This window comes from Escherichia sp. B1147 (genome assembly GCF_001660175.1).
GTDB lineage: Bacteria > Pseudomonadota > Gammaproteobacteria > Enterobacterales > Enterobacteriaceae > Escherichia > Escherichia whittamii.
The window spans coordinates 1-22,457 of record NZ_LFHY01000018.1 but is presented as its reverse complement, the minus strand read 5'-3'; the positions used below and the strand labels follow the sequence as shown (position 1 = coordinate 22,457).

23 protein-coding genes and 1 riboswitch are annotated in these 22,457 nt (G+C 52.0%); of the genes, 8 read left to right on the top strand and 15 right to left on the bottom strand.

The features are described 5' to 3' along the window. Nucleotides 1-4 precede the first annotated feature (4 nt). The gene (locus A9180_RS18895) at nucleotides 5-1,111 is read left to right on the top strand and encodes an ABC transporter permease (protein ID WP_000469020.1); all 1,107 of its coding nucleotides are present in this window, start codon (nucleotides 5-7) and stop codon (nucleotides 1,109-1,111) included. Here A9180_RS18895 and A9180_RS18890 read toward each other — a convergent pair. After that, nucleotides 1,073-1,483 (bottom strand): YbhQ family protein, encoded by a 411-nt coding sequence (locus A9180_RS18890; protein ID WP_064530095.1) that lies wholly within the window; start codon nucleotides 1,481-1,483, stop codon nucleotides 1,073-1,075. The two genes, A9180_RS18895 and A9180_RS18890, sit on opposite strands and share 39 nt — an antisense overlap. A 132-nt stretch (nucleotides 1,484-1,615) precedes the next feature. Between A9180_RS18890 and A9180_RS18885 the strand changes: the two genes are divergently transcribed. Genes A9180_RS18885 through A9180_RS18875 form a run of 3 tightly spaced genes read left to right on the top strand, consistent with a single transcriptional unit; the run spans nucleotide 1,616 to nucleotide 4,571 of the window. Beyond that, a complete protein-coding gene (locus tag A9180_RS18885) occupies nucleotides 1,616-2,377 on the top strand; it encodes an endonuclease/exonuclease/phosphatase family protein (protein ID WP_064530094.1) in 762 nt (253 codons plus the stop codon). Continuing rightward, on the top strand, nucleotides 2,374-3,615 hold the full coding sequence (clsB, locus tag A9180_RS18880) for a cardiolipin synthase ClsB (protein ID WP_064530093.1): 1,242 nt from the start codon (nucleotides 2,374-2,376) through the stop codon (nucleotides 3,613-3,615). Before A9180_RS18885 ends, clsB begins: the two co-directional genes overlap by 4 nt. Further along, on the top strand, nucleotides 3,615-4,571 hold the full coding sequence (locus A9180_RS18875) for a YbhN family protein (RefSeq protein WP_064530092.1): 957 nt from the start codon (nucleotides 3,615-3,617) through the stop codon (nucleotides 4,569-4,571). Before clsB ends, A9180_RS18875 begins: the two co-directional genes overlap by 1 nt. Nucleotides 4,572-4,574: 3 nt before the next feature. Here A9180_RS18875 and A9180_RS25030 read toward each other — a convergent pair whose 3' ends face one another. From A9180_RS25030 to moaA, 7 genes are all read right to left on the bottom strand, one after another. Further along, nucleotides 4,575-4,976: a hypothetical protein gene (locus A9180_RS25030; RefSeq protein WP_241957084.1), complete on the bottom strand. Its 402-nt coding sequence runs from the start codon at nucleotides 4,974-4,976 to the stop codon at nucleotides 4,575-4,577. A gap of 99 nt (nucleotides 4,977-5,075) precedes the next feature. Beyond that, a complete protein-coding gene (locus A9180_RS18865; RefSeq protein WP_064530091.1) occupies nucleotides 5,076-5,780 on the bottom strand; it encodes a Bax inhibitor-1/YccA family protein in 705 nt (234 codons plus the stop codon). 135 nt (nucleotides 5,781-5,915) lie between these two features. Beyond that, nucleotides 5,916-6,368: a molybdopterin synthase catalytic subunit MoaE gene (gene moaE / locus A9180_RS18860; protein WP_000852287.1), complete on the bottom strand. Its 453-nt coding sequence runs from the start codon at nucleotides 6,366-6,368 to the stop codon at nucleotides 5,916-5,918. Between the two features lies 1 nt (nucleotide 6,369). Continuing rightward, on the bottom strand, nucleotides 6,370-6,615 hold the full coding sequence (gene moaD, locus A9180_RS18855) for a molybdopterin synthase sulfur carrier subunit (RefSeq protein ID WP_064530090.1): 246 nt from the start codon (nucleotides 6,613-6,615) through the stop codon (nucleotides 6,370-6,372). Next, complete coding sequence (gene moaC, locus A9180_RS18850; protein ID WP_064530089.1) at nucleotides 6,608-7,093, bottom strand: cyclic pyranopterin monophosphate synthase MoaC; 486 nt, start codon at nucleotides 7,091-7,093, stop codon at nucleotides 6,608-6,610. Before moaC ends, moaD begins: the two co-directional genes overlap by 8 nt. Before the next feature lie 2 nt (nucleotides 7,094-7,095). Then, entirely contained in the window at nucleotides 7,096-7,608 is a 513-nt protein-coding gene (gene moaB, locus A9180_RS18845) for a molybdenum cofactor biosynthesis protein B (RefSeq protein WP_000084634.1), read from the bottom strand. Between the two features lie 21 nt (nucleotides 7,609-7,629). After that, the gene (gene moaA / locus A9180_RS18840) at nucleotides 7,630-8,619 is read right to left on the bottom strand and encodes a GTP 3',8-cyclase MoaA (protein ID WP_001295301.1); all 990 of its coding nucleotides are present in this window, start codon (nucleotides 8,617-8,619) and stop codon (nucleotides 7,630-7,632) included. Beyond that, nucleotides 8,607-8,751: riboswitch (molybdenum cofactor riboswitch) on the bottom strand. Its footprint overlaps the gene before it by 13 nt. Nucleotides 8,752-9,016: 265 nt before the next feature. Between moaA and yvcK the strand changes: the two genes are divergently transcribed. Continuing rightward, on the top strand, nucleotides 9,017-9,925 hold the full coding sequence (gene yvcK, locus A9180_RS18835; protein WP_064530088.1) for a uridine diphosphate-N-acetylglucosamine-binding protein YvcK: 909 nt from the start codon (nucleotides 9,017-9,019) through the stop codon (nucleotides 9,923-9,925). A 173-nt stretch (nucleotides 9,926-10,098) separates the two neighbouring features. On the opposite strand, the gene uvrB is transcribed toward yvcK, so the two are convergent. The 5 genes from uvrB to bioB form a co-directional block, all read right to left on the bottom strand. After that, nucleotides 10,099-12,120 carry an excinuclease ABC subunit UvrB gene (gene uvrB, locus A9180_RS18830; protein WP_064530087.1) on the bottom strand — a complete coding sequence of 674 codons (2,022 nt, stop codon included), beginning with the start codon at nucleotides 12,118-12,120 and terminating at the stop codon, nucleotides 10,099-10,101. Nucleotides 12,121-12,694: 574 nt separating this feature from the next. Continuing rightward, the gene (gene bioD, locus A9180_RS18825) at nucleotides 12,695-13,375 is read right to left on the bottom strand and encodes a dethiobiotin synthase (RefSeq protein WP_064530086.1); all 681 of its coding nucleotides are present in this window, start codon (nucleotides 13,373-13,375) and stop codon (nucleotides 12,695-12,697) included. Continuing rightward, on the bottom strand, nucleotides 13,368-14,123 hold the full coding sequence (gene bioC, locus A9180_RS18820) for a malonyl-ACP O-methyltransferase BioC (RefSeq protein ID WP_064530085.1): 756 nt from the start codon (nucleotides 14,121-14,123) through the stop codon (nucleotides 13,368-13,370). The genes bioD and bioC overlap by 8 nt, the downstream gene beginning before the upstream one ends. Further along, nucleotides 14,107-15,264, bottom strand: a complete 1,158-nt coding sequence (gene bioF, locus A9180_RS18815) for an 8-amino-7-oxononanoate synthase (protein WP_064530084.1) — start codon at nucleotides 15,262-15,264, stop codon at nucleotides 14,107-14,109. The genes bioC and bioF overlap by 17 nt, the downstream gene beginning before the upstream one ends. Then, complete coding sequence (bioB, locus tag A9180_RS18810; protein WP_064530083.1) at nucleotides 15,261-16,301, bottom strand: biotin synthase BioB; 1,041 nt, start codon at nucleotides 16,299-16,301, stop codon at nucleotides 15,261-15,263. Before bioB ends, bioF begins: the two co-directional genes overlap by 4 nt. Nucleotides 16,302-16,387: 86 nt before the next feature. Between bioB and bioA the strand changes: the two genes are divergently transcribed. Both bioA and A9180_RS18800 read left to right on the top strand, forming a co-directional pair. Then, nucleotides 16,388-17,677, top strand: coding sequence for an adenosylmethionine--8-amino-7-oxononanoate transaminase (gene bioA / locus A9180_RS18805; RefSeq protein WP_074399642.1), 1,290 nt, complete (start codon nucleotides 16,388-16,390; stop codon nucleotides 17,675-17,677). A gap of 58 nt (nucleotides 17,678-17,735) precedes the next feature. Then, complete coding sequence (locus tag A9180_RS18800) at nucleotides 17,736-18,212, top strand: kinase inhibitor (protein ID WP_000767391.1); 477 nt, start codon at nucleotides 17,736-17,738, stop codon at nucleotides 18,210-18,212. Between the two features lie 564 nt (nucleotides 18,213-18,776). Here A9180_RS18800 and A9180_RS18795 read toward each other — a convergent pair. Both A9180_RS18795 and A9180_RS18790 read right to left on the bottom strand, forming a co-directional pair. Continuing rightward, nucleotides 18,777-19,970: an MFS transporter gene (locus A9180_RS18795; protein ID WP_064530081.1), complete on the bottom strand. Its 1,194-nt coding sequence runs from the start codon at nucleotides 19,968-19,970 to the stop codon at nucleotides 18,777-18,779. Nucleotides 19,971-20,147: 177 nt separating this feature from the next. Beyond that, nucleotides 20,148-21,284, bottom strand: coding sequence for an alpha/beta hydrolase (locus A9180_RS18790; RefSeq protein WP_010350796.1), 1,137 nt, complete (start codon nucleotides 21,282-21,284; stop codon nucleotides 20,148-20,150). Nucleotides 21,285-21,457: 173 nt separating this feature from the next. Here A9180_RS18790 and A9180_RS18785 point away from each other — a divergent pair, with 173 nt between their 5' ends. Then, a complete protein-coding gene (locus A9180_RS18785; protein ID WP_064530080.1) occupies nucleotides 21,458-22,342 on the top strand; it encodes a LysR family transcriptional regulator in 885 nt (294 codons plus the stop codon). Nucleotides 22,343-22,457 lie beyond the last annotated feature (115 nt).

Below are 22,457 nucleotides of genomic sequence, written 5' to 3'. Positions count from 1 at the left end.
GAGCATGTTTCATCGCTTATGGACGTTAATCCGCAAAGAGTTGCAGTCATTGCTGCGCGAACCGCAAACGCGTGCGATTTTGATTTTACCCGTGCTGATTCAGGTAATTCTGTTCCCGTTCGCCGCCACACTGGAAGTGACCAATGCCACCATCGCCATCTACGACGAAGATAACGGCGCACATTCGGTGGAGTTGACCCAGCGTTTTGCCCGTGCCAGCGCCTTTACCCATGTGCTGCTGTTGAAAAGTCCGCAGGAGATCCGCCCGACAATCGACACACAAAAGGCGCTACTGCTGGTGCGCTTTCCGGCTGACTTCTCGCGCAAACTGGATACCTTCCAGACCGCGCCGTTGCAGTTGATTCTCGACGGGCGTAACTCCAACAGTGCGCAAATCGCCGCCAACTACCTGCAACAGATCGTCAAAAATTATCAGCAGGAGCTGCTGGAAGGAAAACCGAAGCCAAACAACAGCGAGCTGGTGGTACGCAACTGGTATAACCCAAATCTCGACTATAAATGGTTCGTGGTGCCGTCGCTGATTGCCATGATCACCACTATTGGCGTAATGATCGTCACTTCACTTTCCGTCGCCCGCGAACGTGAACAAGGTACGCTCGATCAGCTCCTGGTTTCGCCGCTCACAACCTGGCAGATATTTATCGGCAAAGCCGTACCAGCGTTAATTGTCGCCACATTCCAGGCGACCATTGTGCTGGCCATTGGTATCTGGGCATATCAAATCCCCTTTGCCGGATCGCTGGCGCTGTTCTACTTTACGATGGTGATTTACGGTTTATCGCTGGTGGGATTCGGTCTGTTGATTTCGTCACTCTGCTCAACGCAACAGCAGGCGTTTATCGGCGTGTTCGTCTTTATGATGCCCGCCATTCTGCTTTCCGGTTACGTTTCGCCGGTGGAGAACATGCCGGTGTGGCTGCAAAACCTGACGTGGATTAACCCTATTCGCCACTTTACGGACATTACCAAGCAGATTTATTTGAAGGATGCGAGTCTGGATATTGTGTGGAACAGCTTGTGGCCGCTATTGGTCATAACGGCCACGACAGGGTCAGCGGCGTACGCGATGTTTAGACGTAAGGTGATGTAATTTTTTATCTTTCGCCAGTAACGACACTACCGCCGGGCCGGCAAGGATCGCCAGCCCTGCAACAGCCAGCAAATAGTTGTTTTCCAGTACGCGGGACAACAGCCACAGCACAATCAGCGCCGCGCCAAAATACCAGGTGGTGGTCAGCTCTTCCAGCACATCCGCCACCTCTCGCCAGCGTTGCTCGGGATGACGCTGAAACACCAGCATCATCACCACGGTGACACAATACAGCACGCATAATCCCACGCCGACGTGAACCAGAGTTTTACTCATCCAGCCCATCACCAGCAGCGCCACTACCAGTAAATGCAACATAATCTGCCAGCAACTTAGGCCAGTTGCGACACGAACACGTTGTTGCCACTTCATGGCTTCTCTCCTGAAGAATTTATCTCTACTAACTCAGAGTACCGAACTTTACGGAAAATTCCGTAAGACCGCACCTTTTTGTGACGCCGACTACACTATTTCAATGAGATAAGAGGCAAAGACAGGAAAATTATGCCCGATCAAACACAACACTTTTCGTTCAAGGTGCTCACCATCAATATTCACAAAGGTTTTACCGCGTTTAACCGACGCTTCATTTTGCCGGAACTTCGCGACGCCGTGCGCACCGTCAACGCCGATATTGTTTGCCTGCAGGAAGTGATGGGCGCGCACGAAGTTCATCCGCTGCATGTAGAAAACTGGCCCGACACATCTCACTACGAGTTTCTTGCCGACACCATGTGGAGCGATTTTGCCTACGGACGTAATGCTGTATATCCGGAAGGGCATCACGGAAACGCGGTACTGTCACGCTATCCCATTGAACATTATGAGAATCGCGATGTTTCGGTCGATGGCGCGGAAAAACGTGGCGTGCTCTACTGCCGCATTGTGCCGCCAATGACCGGAAAAGCGATTCATGTGATGTGCGTACATCTCGGTTTGCGAGAGGCGCAACGTCAGGCGCAACTTGCGTTGCTTGCCGAATGGGTAAACCAGCTTCCGCCCGACGAACCCGTTTTAGTGGCGGGTGATTTCAACGACTGGCGGCAAAAAGCCAATCATCTGTTGAAGGCCCATGCCGGGCTGGATGAGATATTTACCCGCGCCCACGGACGCCCGGCGCGCACTTTTCCGGTGCAATTTCCTCTACTTCGACTGGACAGGATCTATGTCAAAAATGCCAGCGCCAGCGCGCCAACGGCGTTGCCGCTGCGGACCTGGCGACATCTTTCTGACCATGCTCCTTTGAGTGCGGAGATTCATTTATGAAATGTAGCTGGCGCGAAGGCAATAAGATCCAGTTGCTGGAAAACGGCGAGCAATATTATCCCGCTGTATTTAAAGCGATTGATGAGGCGCAAGAACGCATTATTCTTGAAACGTTTATCTGGTTTGAGGATGACGTCGGTAAACAACTGCATGCGGCACTGCTGGCGGCGGTGCAACGTGGAGTTAAAGCGGAAGTTTTGCTGGATGGCTACGGTTCGCCGGATCTCAGCGATGAGTTTGTCAATGAACTGACTGCGGCTGGCGTGATATTTCGTTATTACGATCCCCGCCCTCGCCTGTTCGGTATGCGTACTAATGTATTCCGCCGGATGCATCGCAAAATTGTGGTGATCGATGCACGTATCGCCTTTATTGGTGGACTGAATTACTCCGCCGAGCATATGTCCAGCTACGGTCCAGAGGCTAAACAGGATTACGCGGTACGTCTGGAAGGGCCGATTGTTGAAGATATTTTGCAATTTGAACTGGAAAATCTGCCCGGGCAAAGCGCAGCACGGCGCTGGTGGCGACGTCATCACAAAGCGGAAGAAAACCGCCAGCCGGGAGAAGCGCAGGTATTGCTGGTCTGGCGCGATAACGAAGAACATCGCAGCGATATTGAACGTCACTATCTGAAAATGCTCACTCAGGCACGGCGGGAAGTGATTATCGCCAACGCCTACTTCTTCCCTGGCTATCGGTTTTTACACGCCTTGCGTAAAGCGGCGCGGCGCGGAGTGCGGATCAAACTGATTATTCAGGGCGAACCGGATATGCCCATTGTCAGAGTCGGCGCGCGCTTGCTGTATAACTATCTGGTTAAAGGCGGTGTTCAGGTGTTTGAGTACTGTCGCCGCCCGCTCCACGGCAAAGTGGCATTGATGGACGATCACTGGGCAACGGTAGGTTCCAGTAATCTCGATCCGCTCAGTTTGTCGCTAAATCTCGAAGCAAACGTCATCATTCACGATCGAAAATTTAACCAGACGCTGCGCGACAATCTTAACAGCATCATCGCTGCCGACTGTCAGCTGGTGGATGAAACTATGCTGCCGAAACGCACCTGGTGGAACCTGAGCAAAAGCGTGCTGGCGTTCCACTTTTTGCGCCATTTCCCGGCGCTGGTGGGCTGGCTTCCGGCGCATACGCCGCGTCTGGCACAGGTTGATCCCCCCGCGCAGCCGGCAATGGAAACGCAGGATCGGGTAGAAACGGAAAACACGGGGATAAAACCCTGATGAGTAAATCGCATCCACGCTGGCGCCGGACAAAGAAGATCCTCACCTGGCTGTTTTTTATCGCGGTGATTGTGTTGCTGGTGGTCTATGCCAAAAAGGTAGACTGGGAAGAGGTCTGGAAGGTCATCCGCGACTACAATCGCGTTGCGCTGCTCAGTGCGGTTGGGCTAGTGGTCGTCAGTTATCTGATTTACGGCTGCTATGACCTGCTCGCCCGCTTCTACTGTGGTCACAAACTGGCGAAGCGCCAGGTGATGCTGGTGTCGTTTATCTGCTACGCCTTCAACCTGACGCTCAGTACCTGGGTCGGCGGCATTGGTATGCGCTATCGTTTGTACTCTCGTCTGGGATTGCCCGGTAGCACTATCACACGGATTTTCTCGCTGAGTATTACCACCAACTGGCTGGGCTATATTTTACTGGCGGGGATTATCTTTACCGCAGGCGTGGTGGAACTGCCGGACCATTGGTATATCGATCAAACCACGCTGCGTATTCTCGGCATTGGCTTACTGATGATTATCGCGGTTTATTTGTGGTTTTGCGCGTTCGCGAAGCACCGCCATATGACCATCAAGGGGCAAAAGCTGGTGCTACCTTCATGGAAATTCGCCCTGGCGCAGATGCTGATTTCCAGCGTTAACTGGATGGTAATGGGAGCGATTATCTGGCTGTTACTCGGTCAAAGCGTGAACTATTTCTTTGTTTTAGGCGTGTTGTTGGTTAGCAGTATTGCCGGCGTCATTGTGCATATTCCGGCGGGGATTGGTGTACTGGAAGCGGTGTTTATCGCGCTACTGGCAGGAGAGCATACATCAAAAGGCACGATTATCGCCGCTCTACTCGCGTACCGTGTGCTGTATTACTTTATCCCGCTGCTGTTGGCGCTGATTTGCTATCTGGTACTGGAAAGTCAGGCGAAGAAGTTGCGGGCGAAAAATGAAGCGGCGATGTGATGTTTAGTTAAGTTCTTTTGGTTTAAGTTCGGGATGCTGTTTATAGATGGGGTTCATGATGTCGATTAGCATGCGCCCCATTATTTCACCAACGGCGGAACGATAAGTATTAAGCTCAGATTCATCGCAAGTTTGCTGAACACGTGATACTGACGCATCTAATATAGAACCAATATCGAGCATTAATGCGCTGATATCTTCTGCTATATTTTTATCTTTGAACATTTCATAAACCTTTTTATTTATGACAGACACAGACGCTAAACTAGCAACGACAATCGCCACCAAATGAGGGGCAGCATTTTGCTGCGCAAAGCGCTTTTTTGCTGTAATTGAGTAGCAGAGGATCGTCTGTTCAAATGCGTTATCTGTCCCTGAAATGATGCAGTGGACATAGTCTGGCATTTGTGGCGATTCAATTCTCATGTAAATGAGCGGAATAGTCTTTATAAAATCCGAAAAAAATCCCGGCACCTGGCCGGGATATTGATGGTGAAAAAAGAATTAACGGCGGTTGCCAAATATCCGCAGCAACATCAGGAACAGGTTGATGAAGTCCAGATACAAGGTTAACGCGCCAAGAATGGAGTATTTACGCAGGTTCGACGTGTCGCGGGTATCAATCTGCTCACCCATATTTTTCAATTTCTGAGTGTCATACGCCGTCAGGCCGACAAAGACAATCACACCGATGTAGGTGACTGCCCACATTAATGCCTCACTTTTCAGCCAGAAGTTCACCAGCGAGGCGATGACAATACCGATTAACGCCATAAACAGCATATTGCCGAAGCCGCTTAAATCGCGTTTCGTGGTGTAACCATACAGGCTCATTGCGCCGAACATCCCGGCAGTAACGACGAAGGTACTGGCGATAGAGGCAGCAGTATAGACAATGAAAATACTGGAAAGCGTCAGGCCAGTCAGCGCCGAATAAAGCATAAAGAGCATGGTTGTCACGCCTGCACTCAGCTTTTGAATCATCGCTGATAACACAATAACCAGAGCTAATTGCGCTATTACCAGACCAATTAAAAAGATGCGGTTGGTGAATAACAGCTCCATAACGGCGGCGGAATTGGCCGCATACCAGGCAACAAATGCAGTAAGCAGCAAGCCCACTGTCATCCAGCCATAGACCTGTGCCATATAGGTTTGCAGGCCAGCTCGGGTTTGTACGATTGAATCAGAACGTGGGAATCTGTCCATGACTTTCTCCTGAAGATATAAGGAATATCTTAAGGATACTGCAAATGAGGAGGGTGTGCATCGACGCCGCGTAAACGCATGTCCAGAGCGGAGAAATTGCCGGATGCAACTGTGCGGTATCCGGCATACTAAAAACTACCAGCGTTTTGCCGCCTGCTGATCGCTCTCCCGGGCTTCGACCCAGCGGTCGCCTTCCGGCGTGGCTTCGCGCTTCCAGAACGGCGCGCGGGTTTTGAGATAATCCATAATAAACTGCCCGGCCTCAAACGCACTGCTACGGTGCGCACTGGTAACGCCGACAAAAACGATTTCATCACCCGGCCATAATTCGCCAATGCGATGAATAACCGTTACTCTTCCCAGCGGCCAGCGGTTACGCGCTTCATCAACGATTTCAGCCAGTGCTTTTTCAGTCATCCCCGGATAGTGTTCGAGGGTTAATGCTTTTACGCTGTCCCCCAGGTTATGGTTGCGCACCTTTCCGGTAAAGGTGACCACTGCACCGTCTTCGTCACGCTCCGCCAGCCACGGGTACTCTTCCCCTACGCTGAACGGTTGAGGTCCGACAACAATTTTGGTTTCTGCCATCTTATCCTCCGGTTACCGGCGGGAAGAAAGCCACTTCGTCGCCGTCAGTCAGCGGATGGTCAAAACTCACCAGCGTCTGGTTGACGGCAGCCAGTAATTTGCCATCTTCCAGTGCCAGCGCCCAGCGATCGCTCTGCGCAGCCAGGTGTTGACGTAATACTTCTACGGTTGGGAAATCCGCAGTCACTTCGATTGCATCGGTCCCCACCAGCTCGCGCACCTGGGCGAAAAAAAGAACGTTAATCATCCGCTTCCACCTTAAAGTCACCTGACTTGCCGCCACTTTTCGCCAGCAAACGTACCGGACCAATCACCATATCTTTTTGCACCGCTTTACACATATCGTAGATGGTCAGCGCGGCCACGGAGGCCGCCGTTAATGCTTCCATTTCGACACCGGTTTTCCCGGTCAGGCGACAAAGTGTTTCAATACGTACCCGATTATTCTCCGGCTCGGCCTGTAAATTGACTTCGACTTTACTGAGCATCAGCGGATGACACAGCGGGATCAGATCCCAGGTGCGTTTTGCTGCCTGAATACCGGCAATACGCGCAGTAGCAAACACGTCGCCTTTGTGGTGGCGACCATCGATGATCATCGCCAACGTCTCGCTGCGCATGGTGACAAAAGCTTCAGCTCGCGCTTCACGTACGGTTTCCGCTTTGGCGGAGACATCCACCATGTGCGCTTCGCCAGCGGCATTGATATGGGTCAGTTGCGACATACTTATTTCTTCAAATGTGGATGGAAATTGCACGGACGCGTACGGGCGTCCAGCTGCGGCGCGATGATGTTTTCCCAGGCGGTGCGACACGCTTTGGTTGAACCAGGCATGGCGAAAATCAGCGTCTTGTTAGCGACGCCCGCTACCGCACGGGATTGCAACGTTGCGGTGCCAATCTCTTCAAACGACAGCATACGGAACACTTCGCCAAAACCTTCGACTTCACGGTCGAACAGCGGCAGCAATGCTTCAGGTGCCTGATCGCCTTCAGTCAGGCCAGTACCGCCAGTAATCAACACCACTTGTACATCGTCGCTGGCTATCCACGCAGATACCTGAGCACGGATGGCGTAGCGGTTTTCTTTGACAATAGCTTTATCTACAACATGATGGCCCGCTTCCTGCGCAGAATCGCGCAGATAGTGACCGGAGGTATCGTCTTCTTCACCGCGACGATTAGAAACCGTAAGAATAGCAATACGGGTCGGGATAAATTCAGTGCTTACCTGACTCATCTGATCTCTCCTTTTGACGTTTTAACCGCCAATGTACGATAAGTTTTGCGTAATACCGGTGTTGTTTTGATGCAGGAAATGGGTCTGTTTTTTCTCCCGCAGCGCCGCTGAAATACGCGCTTCCAGCGCCTGTTGCTGGGTATCATCTTCCAGTAGATCGCGCAGATTAACGCCGCCCTCACCAAACAGGCAGAGGTGGAGTTTACCAATGGAGGAGACGCGCAGACGGTTGCAGGTGGCACAGAAGTCTTTTTCATACGGCATGATTAGGCCGATCTCTCCGGCGTAATCCGGATGACAAAAGACTTGCGCCGGGCCGTCGCTGCGTTGACGCAGTTGATGGATCCAGCCGCGACGCAGCAGCTCGTCACGCAGAACCTGACCAGAAATATGGTGCTTACGGAAGAGTTCACTGCCCTCGCCTGTTTCCATCAGTTCGATGAAACGCAACTGGATAGGGCGATGCTGGATCCAGTTCAGAAAGGTGTCGAGTTGGTGATGATTGACATCGCGCATCAGCACGGTATTGACTTTGACCTTCTCAAAACCGGCTTCAAATGCGGCATCGATGCCCGCCATTACCTGGTTGAATTTATCCTGACCGGTAATAGCATGAAACTGACGGGCATCGAGGCTATCAACGCTGACGTTAATGCCCGTCAGGCCGGCATCGCGCCAGTTCGCCACGTCGCGTTCCAGACGGTAACCATTAGTGGTGACCGCAATCTGGCGGATAGCATCGTTTTCTCGTACAGCGGCGATGATATCGGTAAAGTCGCGACGTAAAGACGGCTCACCGCCTGTCAGACGGACTTTTTCGGTACCCAGACTGGCAAAGGCGCGTGTAACCCGGCGAATTTCATCGACGGTCAGAAAGCCTTTATTGGTGACGCCGCTCGGCTTGTAGCCATCCGGCAGGCAATATGTGCAACGAAAGTTACACACATCGGTAATCGACAGGCGCAAGTAATAAAACTTACGCGCAAATGCATCAGTCAGTTGTGAAGCCATGTACACCTTTCCAGATACGGGAGGCGAAGTCATTTCTTCCTTCGCCCTGGTGGCAACCTTTCAAAGCATTGTCACGGCCAAAGCACCATATCAGTTGACCCAGGTGCAGAGGCTAGAGTGTTTAGTGGTTATGCCGATACTAGCGCGTAAATGAGATTTTTACCATTCACCCTTTTCGCTATGTAATCATGTATATAGCGTCATGATCGGCCTATTTCGCTACAGAATAAGGGAAAATGGCGGTTTTACTTTGATATACATCATCAGGGATGCAGAGCGAGTATCGTCCTTTGGAGGTAGAAAACCATGAGTTGTATCCTCAATATTGGCAGGCTAATTGCTGTCTCCCCGTAATTTGCGCTACTGTAGCGCGGATAATCTGACTTCAGGAATGTATATGCGCAATCGTACGCTGGCTGACCTTGATCGTGTCGTTGCTCTCGGCGGGGGGCATGGACTGGGACGCGTTCTCTCATCACTTTCGTCTTTAGGTTCTCGTTTAACGGGCATCGTAACCACTACTGATAATGGTGGTTCGACGGGCCGTATTCGTCGCTCGGAAGGCGGTATTGCCTGGGGCGATATGCGCAACTGTCTAAACCAGCTGATAACGGAACCGAGCGTCGCTTCCGCGATGTTTGAATACCGTTTTGGCGGTAATGGCGAACTTTCCGGGCATAACCTTGGAAACTTGATGTTAAAGGCGCTGGATCACCTTAGCGTGCGGCCTCTGGAAGCCATCAATTTGATTCGTAATCTGCTGAAAGTAGACGCGCAATTAATTCCGATGTCAGAGCATCCCGTTGATCTGATGGCCATTGATGATCAGGGACACGAAGTTTACGGCGAGGTCAATATCGATCAGTTAACTACGCCGATTCAGGAACTACTTTTAACCCCCAACGTACCTGCCACTCGTGAAGCGGTGCTGGCGATCAATGAGGCTGACCTGATAATTATCGGGCCTGGGAGTTTTTATACCAGCCTGATGCCAATCCTGCTGCTTGAGGAAATGGCACAGGCGCTACGCCGCTCTCCAGCCCCGATGGTTTATATTGGCAATTTGGGAAGAGAATTAAGCCTGCCTGCGGCGAATCTGAAGCTGGAAAACAAGCTGGCGATTATGGAGCAGTATGTCGGTAAAAAGGTGATTGATGCGGTAATTGTCGGACCGAAGGTGGATGTTTCTATGGTTAACGACAGATTAGTCATTCAGGACGTACTGGAGGCCAGCGATATTCCCTATCGTCATGACCGCCAGTTGTTACATAACGCGCTGGAAAAGGCATTACAGGCGTTGGGTTAACGGAAAACCGGAAGAACATTCCGGCTTCAGATTGCTGACAAAGCGCGCGTTGTTCATGCCGGATGCGGCGTGCAAACCGCGCAAATTCAATATATTGCAGAGAAAATGTAGGCCTGATAAGCGTAGCGCATCAGGCTGTTTTTCATTTGTCATCTGTCTTCTTCGCTATCCTGTTACGAAGCTGCAATAAACAACTCACGCAACTGATGCAACTGATCACGAATTTGTGCCGCCTCTTCGAATTCGAGGTTTTGCGCGTGTTGCATCATCTGACCTTCCAGTTCATGGATTTTCTGCTGCAACGCTTTAGGCGACATATCCATCGGCACATTATCCGGTTCGACAATCGGGCGCGATTTTCCTCTGCCCTTCGCTTTGGTTTTAGCAATGTTCTGCCCCAGCGCCAGGATATCGACCACTTTCTTGTTAAGCCCTTGTGGCGTAATACCATGCTCTTCGTTGTACCGCTGCTGTTTCTCACGACGACGTTCCGTTTCGCCAATCGCTTTCGCCATCGACGGGGTTATCTTGTCGCCGTAGAGAATCGCTTTGCCGTTGATGTTACGCGCTGCACGACCAATGGTCTGGATCAGCGAACGTTCTGAACGCAGGAAGCCTTCTTTGTCGGCATCGAGGATCGCCACCAGCGAGACTTCCGGCATATCCAGACCTTCGCGCAGTAAGTTGATGCCAACCAACACATCGAACTCGCCCAGACGCAAGTCGCGGATGATTTCCATACGCTCGACGGTGTCGATATCCGAGTGAAGATAACGCACGCGTTCACCGTGTTCTTCCAGATATTCGGTGAGATCTTCCGCCATCCGCTTAGTCAACGTCGTGACCAGTACGCGTTCGTTAATTGCCGCCCGCAGGCGAATTTCTGAAAGAAGATCATCAACCTGGGTCGCTACCGGGCGCACTTCGATAATCGGGTCCAGCAGTCCTGTTGGACGCACCACCTGATCCACCACGTCGCCACCGGATTTCTCCAGCTCGTAATTACCGGGGGTCGCAGAAACATAGATGGTTTGCGGTGCTAATGCCTCGAACTCTTCGAACTTCAGCGGACGGTTATCCAGCGCCGAGGGCAGGCGGAAACCGTACTCTACCAGCGTCTCTTTACGCGCCCGATCGCCTCGATACATGCCGCCAATTTGCGGAATAGTCACGTGGGATTCATCGACCACCAACAGACCATCGGCGGGTAGATAATCAAACAGCGTCGGCGGTGGCTCACCGGGTCCACGACCGGAAAGAAAGCGCGAATAGTTTTCAATGCCTGAGCAATAACCCAGCTCGTTCATCATCTCCAGATCAAACTGGGTACGCTGAGTCAGGCGTTGTTCTTCCAGCAGCTTGTTATTTGCCAGCAGCACTTTGCGCCGATCGGCCAGCTCTTCTTTGATCTCTTCCATTGCCTGCACAATACGCTCACGCGGGGTAACGTAGTGTGTTTTCGGATAGATGGTAAAGCGGGGAATGGTTGAGATAATCTGCCCTGTTAACGGGTCGAAAAGCGACAGCCTCTCTACCTCTTCGTCGAACAATTCAACACGTAGCGCAACGTCGTCGGACTCCGCCGGAAAAATATCAATCACTTCTCCGCGAACACGGAAAGTCCCGCGCTGGAACGCCTGGTCGTTGCGGGTGTATTGCAGTTCCGCCAGACGCCGCAGAATCGCGCGCTGATCGATAATCATGCCGACCGTCAGATGCAGCATCATCTTAAGATATAAGTCAGGGTCGCCCAGACCGTAGATGGCTGAAACAGAGGCGACCACCACCACATCGCGGCGCTCCAGCAAAGCTTTAGTCGCTGAAAGCCGCATCTGTTCAATATGTTCGTTTACCGAGGCATCTTTTTCAATGAAGGTGTCAGAACTCGGCACATAGGCTTCCGGCTGATAGTAGTCATAGTAAGAGACGAAGTATTCCACCGCATTTTCCGGGAAAAATTCTTTCATCTCGCCGTACAACTGGGCCGCCAGCGTTTTGTTGGGCGCCAGCACCATCGTCGGGCGCTGAAGGTCAGCGATGACGTTAGCGATGGTAAATGTTTTCCCGGAGCCCGTTACGCCAAGTAGAGTCTGGTGAGCCAGGCCATCTTCAAGTCCCTCTTCGAGGCGTCGAATTGCCTCAGGCTGATCGCCAGAAGGTTTGAAAGCGGAATTCAGTTTGAACGGTTTACTCATAAGTCGCTACCTGAAGGAGTGGGCGGGCAGGTATGTAATTTTACTCGTCGTGCTTAATAATGCCAACAAATTATACTGGATAAAAAAACAGTTTCACGCCACATTATTTCTGTTACATCGTCAACGAAGGTGTCAATCATGAGCATAATTTGCTCAGTGACGAGATAAAACTCCAGGCTTGCGGGGTTATCCCCAAAGCAACGGCTTTTTTAACAATTGTCAAGATGACTGATGACGGATTTATGGCAAGAGATGTCACTTTCATGACTGCCATTGCTTTTATTTAATTAATTGAAAAATAACAAATATTTTCTCAAGCCTTCTTTCGCGTCAATTCGCGTGCAAGCCGCGTATTCTCTCGCTTGCATCGCGTTTTCTAACTCTAATGCACATGGTTATCCACAGGAATAGTGGATAACTGCCTGCAGCCCGTATGCCCTGCCGCCTGGGCAATTCCCACACTAACCGCATATTGTGGGCGTAAATATTTTTTCTCGATTCTTTTAAAATTTAATTGGTTAAATTGCAGGCAACAGACGACGCGATCTCGCTCGCACTTTAACCAAATATATTGCTACAACAATGCGGTGAGATTGAGGTACTTTCCGGTTAGCGCGTTTTCAGGGGGTTCATCAAGCCACGGGATCTCCCCAAGCAGCGGTGCGGAAATCATCCGCTTGAGCGTGGCCATATATTCAGCATGACGTTTGCCCGGTGGAGTGACATCGTTCGCTACCCACCCTGCAAGGGTAAGTCCGACTTGCTGTACAGCCTGTGCGGTCAGCATCGCGTGATTAATACAACCGAGTTTCACGCCCACAACCAGTATCACTGGCAGTTGTTCTTGCGTTACCCAATCCGCAAAAGTGAAAGAATCAGAAAGCGGCGTAAACCAGCCTCCTGCACCTTCCACTAACACCCAGTCAGCCTGTTGTTCAAGTGCGCGTAATCCGGCGCTCATTACTGATGACTCAATCGGCCTGCCCTCTTGCGCGCTGATGATATGCGGCGAGGTGGGTTCTGCGAAGGTGTAAGGATTTACCGTGGCGTAATCCAGTTGCAGGCTACTGTTGCGTTGCAACGCCAGTGCGTCGCTATTGCGTAATCCTTCTGCCGTTATTTCACTGCCGGAGGCAACAGGTTTGTAACCTACCGTCCGGTAGCCTGCCGCCTTCGCGGCCTGTAAAAGCGCACAACTGGCGACGGTTTTCCCCACTTCGGTGTCTGTTCCGGTAACAAAATAGCGTTTACTCACGAGCAATCACTCCCAAAAAAAGATGATAAGTCAGAGGATATCGCCCCTGTTTTTGCGGCCAGGCCAGTTGCAGTTGCTGTAGCTGTGAACGCGTTAATATTCGCGGGTCGCGCCCTTCGTGAAGATGCGTTGCGCCAATGCCTTTCAGGGAACGCATGGCACTGAGCGCATCATCAAAGCACAGCGTGACAGGTTGCATATTGTGTTGATAACGAAAACCTTTCAGCGCCTGTTCAATGTCAGCGGGCGGTAAAAAGTGATTGGCATGCGGGCGTTCGTCTACCGCTTGCCACGCCTGATGTAATTCAGGGAGCGAACCCTGCGCCAGGGTGGTAAACGCCACCACGCCGCCGGGACGTACTACTCGGCAAAGCTCGCATAATGCCGTGGATAACTCGCCACACCACTGCACGGCAAGGTTGCTCCACGCCAGATCAAACGTCTCGTTCGCCAGCGGTAAGGATTCGATATCGCCCGCCAGATAATAATCTGCGGCATCTTGTTGGCGCGCCTGCGCAAGCATCGTCGGCGAAAGATCGAGCGCCATGACTTGCTGACAATGCTCGCGCCAGTGGCGGCTCATCCAGCCAGGTCCACAGCCAGCGTCCAGCACTCTGGCGTATTTACGCTGCGGGAGCATTGCCAGCAAGGCATCGGCGCTCTGGCGCTGTAACTCTGCGTGTTGTTCATACTGTGAGGCTGCCCGACCAAATGCCGCCGCAATGGCTTGTTTATTGACCGTTGCCATGCAGCACCTCCAGCAGGCGGTCGATATCCTGTGTTTCATGGGCCGCAGTCAACGTCAGGCGCAGTCGCGCAGTGCCGACGGGGACGGTTGGCGGGCGAATCGCCGTTACCCAGCAACCTTGCTGACGCAGTGTTTCTGCCAGTCGTAATGCACGACTGTTATCGCCTACGATTAATGGCTGGATGGCGCTACGTGAATCAGCAAGAGTAAATGGCGAGCCCTGCACTCCGGCACGGAAACGTGCGATCAGAGCCACCAGTTTTTCGCGCCGTGCATCTCCCTCTTCGCTGCGAATAACCGCCAGCGATGCACGCAATGCCTGCGCCTGAGCGGGCGGCATACTGGTGCTGTAGATAAGATGACGGGCAAATTGCAGCAGATAATCCGCCACGGTATTAGAGCAAAGCACCGCCGCTCCGCTGACACCAAATCCTTTGCCAAAAGTGACCACCAGCAGTTCCGGCTTCACCTTTTGCTGCCAGCAGCTGCCTCGCCCCTGCTCACCGATAACCCCGGTACCGTGGGCATCGTCGACCATTAACCAGGCGTTTTGCTGATGCGTTACCTGCTGAATTTCCGTAAGCGGCGCACTATCGCCGTCCATACTAAACACGCCTTCTGTCACCACCAGTTGCCGCCCCGGACAGGAGCTAGCAAGCAGACGTTCCAGATGAGCGGCATCGTTATGGGCAAAACGGCGAAGCTGCGCCGGGCTTAAACTGGCGGCCTCCAGCAATGAGGCATGGCTAAGGCGGTCGGCAACGATACGGTCCTCTTTCGCCATCATCGCGGTAATGACCGCCTGGTTAGCAGCAAAACCGGAGATAAACAGCAGCGCACGCGAATAGCCCAGCCACTGCGCCAGTTCCTCTTCCAGCGCCTGATGCGCCACGTTATAACCGCTAACATGCCCGGAGCCGCCGCTACCGACACCAAACTTTTCTGCACCCTGCTGCCAGGCACGGATGATGTGCGGATGATGGCTTAAACCGAGGTAATCATTGCTGGAAAAGTTCAGATACTGGCGATCATCCGCCACCAGCCAGCGTCCGGCCCCTTGCGCCACCGGATAACGGCGACGCAGGGCATCTGCAGCACGCCGCGCATCAAGCGCCGCATCAATTTTCTCCTGCCAGGTCATAGTGCTGCCGCGTTGTAATATTCGTCGGTATCCGGGGTCATCAGTGCCTGCTCCAGACGCTGCTGTTGTTCGTTATCGCCCGCCAGCACGGCGGTTTGTTGCGGATTCAGTCCCAGTTTGCGGAACAGTTGCAGGTCTTTATCTTCTTCCGGATTCGGCGTGGTCAGCAGTTTGCAGCCGTAGAAAATCGAGTTAGCCCCGGCCATAAAGCACATTGCCTGGGTCTGTTCGTTCATCTGTTCGCGTCCGGCAGAAAGGCGGACATAGGAAGTCGGCATCATGATCCGCGCCACCGCAATGGTGCGAATAAAATCAAAGGCATCGACATCCTCGTTATCGGCCAGCGGTGTGCCTTTCACCTTCACCAGCATGTTGATTGGCACGCTTTCCGGCGGCGTCGGCAGATTCGCCAGTTGCAGCAATAATCCGGCACGATCTTTCACCGTTTCACCTAAGCCCACAATGCCGCCTGAACAGACTTTGATCCCGGCTTCGCGCACTTTTTCCAGCGTATCGAGGCGTTCCTGATAAGTACGTGTGGTGATGATATTGCCGTAAAACTCCGGCGAGGTGTCGAGGTTGTGGTTATAGTAATCCAGTCCAGCATTCGCGAGGCGCTGCGCCTGAGATTCGCTCAATGTGCCCAGCGTCATACACGCTTCCAGACCCATTGCTTTTACCCCCTGCACCATTTGTTCCAGGTACGGCATATCGCGCTCGTGGGGATTTTTCCACGCCGCGCCCATGCAGAAGCGCGTCGATCCCGCCGCCTTCGCTTTGCGCGCCGACTCCAGCACCTGCTCAACTTCCATCAACCGCTCGGCTTCCAGCCCAGTTTTATAGCGCGAGCTTTGCGGACAGTATTTGCAATCTTCAGGACAGGCGCCGGTTTTAATCGACAGCAAAGTACTAACCTGTACCTGACGAGGATCGAAATGCTGACGATGCACCTGCTGCGCTTCAAACAGCAGATCCAGCAATGGTTTTTCAAATAATTCTGTGACTTGCGACAATGTCCAGCGTGGGCGGTGAGCCATGGGGCTTCTCCAAAACGTGTTTTTTGTTGTTAATTCGGTGTAGACTTGTAAACCTAAATCTTTTCAATTTGGTTTACAAGTCGATTATGACAACGGACGATCTTGCCTTTGACCAACGCCATATCTGGCATCCGTACACATCCATGACCTCCCCGCTGCCGGTTTATCCGGTGGCGAGTGCAGAAGGTTGCGAGTTGATTTTGTCTGACGGCAGACGCCTGGTTGACGGTATGTCGTCCTGGTGGGCGGCGATCCACGGCTACAATCACCCGCAGCTTAATGCCGCAATGAAGTCGCAAATTGATGCCATGTCGCATGTGATGTTTGGCGGTATCACCCATGCGCCAGCCATTGAGCTGTGCCGCAAACTGGTGGCGATGACGCCGCAACCGCTGGAATGCGTTTTTCTCGCAGACTCCGGTTCCGTGGCGGTGGAAGTGGCGATGAAAATGGCGTTGCAGTACTGGCAGGCCAAAGGTGAAGCGCGCCAGCGTTTTCTGACTTTCCGCAATGGTTATCATGGCGATACCTTTGGCGCGATGTCGGTGTGCGATCCGGACAATTCAATGCACAGTCTGTGGAAGGGATATCTGCCGGAAAACTTGTTTGCTCCCGCCCCGCAAAGCCGCATGGGCGGCGAATGGGATGAGCGCGATATGGTGGGCTTTGCCCGCCTGATGGCGGCGCATCGTCATGATATCGCCGCCGTAATCATTGAACCGATTGTTCAGGGCGCTGGCGGAATGCGCATCTACCATCCTGAATGGTTAAAACGAATCCGCAAAATGTGCGATCGTGAAGGTATCTTGCTGATTGCTGACGAAATAGCGACTGGTTTTGGTCGCACCGGCAAACTGTTTGCCTGCGAACATGCGGGGATCGCGCCGGATATTTTATGCCTCGGCAAAGCCTTAACCGGCGGTACGATGACCCTTTCCGCCACGCTCACCACGCGTCTGGTCGCTGAAACCATCAGTAACGGCGAAGCCGGCTGCTTTATGCATGGGCCAACTTTTATGGGCAATCCGCTGGCCTGCGCTGCAGCAAACGCCAGCCTGACAATTATCGAATCCGGCGAATGGCAACAGCAGGTGGCAAGTATTGAAGCGCAGCTACATGAGCAACTGGCACCAGTCCGTGATGCCGAAATGGTTGCCGATGTCCGCGTACTGGGGGCAATTGGTGTAGTAGAAACCACTCGCCCGGTGAATATGGCAGTACTGCAAAAATTCTTTGTCGAACAGGGCGTCTGGATCCGGCCTTTTGGCAAGCTTATATACCTGATGCCGCCCTATATTATTCGCCCGGAGCAGCTGCAGCGTCTGACTGCAGCAGTTAACCGTGCGGTGCAGGATGAAACATTTTTTTGCCAATAACGAGCAGTCAGCGTGAGTGTTTCTGGCTACACTTTCTGCAAACAAGAAGGGAGGGTTCATGAAACTCATCAGTAATGATCTGCGCGATGGCGATAAGCTACCGCATCGTCATGTCTTTAACGGCATGGGTTACGATGGTGATAATATTTCGCCACATCTGGCGTGGGATGATGTTCCTGCGGGAACAAAAAGTTTTGTTGTCACCTGTTATGATCCGGATGCGCCTACTGGCTCCGGCTGGTGGCACTGGGTCGTTGTTAACTTGCCTGCTGATACCCGCGTATTGCCGCAAGGGTTTGGCTCTGGTCTGGTGGCAATGCCAGACGGTGTTTTGCAGACGCGTACCGATTTTGGTAAAACCGGGTACGATGGCGCAGCGCCGCCGAAAGGCGAAACCCATCGCTACATTTTTACCGTTCACGCGCTGGATGTAGAACGTATTGATGTTGATGAAGGTGCCAGCGGCGCGATGGTCGGTTTTAACGTCCATTTCCATTCTCTGGCAAGTGCCTCGATTACTGCGATGTTCAGTTAAATACTCTGCCAGATGGCGCAATACCATCTGGCATCACTTAAAGGTATTGAAAACAACTTTTTGTCTTTTTACCTTCCCGTTTCGCTCAACTTAGTATAAAAAAGCTGAACAAGAAACTGTAAAAAACATTAATATCAATGTGTTATGAAGATTTTGGTCTAAATAATAGACTACATAATACTGCAAAACACAGCATGTGCAGTCACTATGAATCAACTACTTAGATGGTATTAGTGACCTGTAACAGAGCATTAGCGCAAGGTGATTTTTGTCTTCTTGCGCTAATTTTTTGTCATCAGAACATATCGCACTCCAGAGAAGCACAACGCCTTGTATTCCAGTGCAAAGCTTTGTGTGCCACCCACTACGACCTGCATAACCCGTAAGAAGATAGCAGTGATGTCAAACGACGCAGATGTCTTCTTTTCTTTCACGACTTCCCCACCCCCAGCATGCATACCTTTCTGTCACAACTGTACTGAATGTCTGTTATGAGCGAGGAGCGGTCATTAGCCCCTCAGCCGTATGCCTTAAAGAACGTACGCCAGAAATAAAAGGATTGCGCTACTGCGCATTCCTACTTTGACGGGATGTGACCCATGTCATCGCCACCGCTCCCAGAAGTAACAAACCACTTAAACCAAAAGCACTTCTCCATCCCAGACTGTCGAATACCAGACCTCCAGCCGTTGAACCAAGTGCAATAGATAGCTGAATCACCGCAACCATGAGGCCTCCCCCCGTCTCTGCATCTTCGGGTAACGCACGTGCTATCCATGTCCACCACCCCGTTGGCGCAGCCGTTGCAAGTAGCCCCCACAGGCTGAGTAAAACGGCAACAGCCCAGATGTGGTGTCCGACCAGCAGTAACGCACTGGTAATCGCTGCCATAAGCAACGGGATCATGATTAATGTCTTATAAAATATGGTGTTCAGGAATGTTGAGACGAGCATTGTGCCGACAAAACCTGCTACACCTATTGCGAGCAAAATCAGAGAAAGATCAGAAGCTCCCACTCTGGTGACGCTTTCCAGAAAGGGGCGCACGTAGGTAAATAAAGCAAACTGTCCCATAAAGAAGAGCCCACAGGCCAGCAGTCCCGTTGGTACGATGGCGACACTGAACAGACGAAGCACAGACCCCTGTGGTTTATGTGTTTTATCGCTTTCCATCGAAGGCAGGCTGATCCATTGCCAGATGAACGCAGCTATCGCAAGGGGGACCAGACATAAAAAGGTGCCACGCCAACCGATGGTTGTCCCCAGATAGCTACCAAGCGGCGCAGCCACAACGGTGGCCAGCGCGTTGCCGCCGTTAAAAATTGCCAGTGCGCGGGGGACCTGGTGCTGCGGCACGAGCCGAATGGCGGTTGCAGCCGACATTGACCAGAATCCTCCGATGACGACGCCAATCAGAGCCCTCCCCAGCATATAAACCGGATAGTTAGGCGCTATGGTGATAACTATTCCCGATATGGCCATTAAGACCGTCAGCCCCAGCAGAAGATATTTTCGATTCAGGTCTCCGACAATACGGGAGATAGTCAGACTGGTAAGCACCGCCAGCGCGCCAGACACAGCAATTCCTTGCCCTGCCAGCCCTTCGGTAACGTGTAAATCATGGGCAATGAGCGTAAGCAGGCTGACTGGCATAAACTCAGAAGCGATCAGCACAAACACGCAAAGCGTCATGGCAAATACGCCGCTCCAGTATGCATGCGTTTTTTCGTATGATTGTTTTAGACTTATAGTGAACATTATTAGCATCCCTTAATATCGAACCAGCCAGATTCAGGCGCAGTCGGGTCAGAAGTTATTCAGGGAATAACGACATAATAGTTGGGTGAGAATAGAGGGCGATGTGGCATATTCTGCATCACACCAGGCAGTTAAAAGCCACCCGTTTACGACAGGTGGCCTGGTAAACCTTTCGGGTTATCTTAAGTTTGCCTTGAAAAATTGCTCAAATTTGGCAAATGGGATCTTACCCGCAACGTTGTCATACAGATCAACATGGTTTGCCCCGGGAACAATCACTAACTCTTTCTCTTTGCTGCCGATCGCGTTAAAGGCATCTTCAGCAAAATAGCGTGAATGGGCTTTTTCGCCGGTCACGATGAGTGTAGGGATAGTAACTTCATTAGCGTAACTCAGCAGCGGCATATTCATAAATGACAGCGGCATGGTTGCATTCCAGGCACCGGTTGAGTTGACCGAACGCGCATGGAAACCACGCGGCATGCGGTAATAATCAAAGAACTCTTTCAATACCGGATTAGGATTCGTGGGCAGAGTTTCCGGTAAAATACGATCGGAAGCGGTGACGTTGCCCTTCTCATCAACGTAAATGTCATGCCCGCCTGGCGCGAAAGCGCCATTTTCCGCATCCTTCCAGCGCTGCATGTTCAGATACTGCAATACGGCACGACGATCGGCAGTGGTATAGCGGTCTTTGCCATCGCCCACGCCATGACCCATTGCACGGCTCATGTCATACATCACGCTGCTCGCCACCGCCTTGACACGCGTGTCCATCGCAGCGTCGTTTAAAGCCATGCCGCCCCATCCGCAAATACCGAGCAACCCGATACGGTTGCGATCCACCTCTTTTTGCAGGCCTAAGAAATCAACCGCCGCGCTGAAATCCTCGGTGTTGATATCCGGAGATGCGACGTTTCGCGGGTAGCCGCCGCTTTCACCCGTGTATGAAGGGTCGAAAGCCAGAGTGACAAATCCCTGTTCAGCCAGCGTCTGCGCATACAGGCCACTGGATTGCTCTTTCACCGCCCCGAAGGGGCCACTAACAGCAATAGCGGCCAGCTTGCGATCTCCACGATCCTTCGGTATGTAGAGATCCCCGACTAAGGTGATCCCGTACCGGTTCGGAAAGGTCACCTTACGGTGATCAACTTTCGTGCTCTCAGCAAAAGTTTTATCCCATTTCTCAACCAGCGAAACGGGCGCGTTCGGATTGGTTGTATCAGCGTAACTCATATTTGTGACTCCACTTAATGATGCGCATAACAGCATGGCGGGTATCGCAGCTGTCAATTTTTGGGTGAAAGCAGTCATCAAAATCCCCTTCATAAAATGTGCCAGATACTGGTTTCATACGGCCAACGCTGCCGTGCTTTGTTGCAACGCGCATATTATAGTTAGCACTAATAGTGCTGATTAGAGGGTAAATAATGCTAAGATTAATACCATATTGTTCTGAATTGTGATGCAGCAGCAGAGGAAGAATGATGGCGAAAAGGGAAAACTATAACGATCTCTATCTGTTTATGCAGGTCGTGCGAGAAGGGAGTTTTACCGCCGCCGCACAGAGGCTTGGTCTGGCGCAGTCAGGAATTAGCCGTGCAGTGCGCGAGCTGGAAGAACGACTGGGCGTGCAGCTTCTGGTACGCACCACGCGCAAGCTATCGCTCACCCATGCTGGCGAGTTGCTCTATAAAAACGTCGAATCTGGATTTGACGCCTTAGATATGGGGCTTGCCACGCTGGCCCATTATCGCCATACACCATCGGGTACGGTCCGTATTAATGCCAGCCAGCACGCCATTGACAAAGTACTGCTGCCGAAGCTGGCGGTGTTTAAACAACGCTACCCGGATATTCGGCTGGAGCTCATCAGTGAAAGCCGGTTTGTCGATATTATTACTGAACGCTTCGATGCCGGTATACGTCTGGGCTCGGAAGTGGATAGCGGTATGGTCGCGGTGCGTATTTCGCCCGATATGGAGATGGCCGTTGTCGGCACACCCGAGCACTTTCGTCGCTACGGATTTCCGCAAACCCCCACCGATTTAGTGGGTCATCCCTGCATCGCTTACCAGTTCGGCGACGGCAGCCTGTATGCCTGGGAACTCAATCAGGACGGTAAAAAGATCACCCATCAGCCTCAGGGACAATGGGCCTTTGCTGACAGTTATATGGAAGCCAAAGCCGCGAGGCTAGGTCTGGGACTGGCTTATGTTCCGGAGGAATTGGTGTCTGATGATATAGAACAGGGGGCGCTGATCAGAGTTTTGCAATGCTACAGCCAACGCCTGGAAGGTTCATATATCTATTATCCGCACAGAAATGTGTCACCCGCTCTACGAGCGATTATCGATACATTGAGAATTTAAGGGATGAAGATGAGATGATTCGCAGGCCTGGGTAATAGTTGGAAAATGTAGTGGTGTAGTGGCATAGTGAATTTGGCCACCTGAATAGAGGTGATATCATCACCTCATAGTCAAA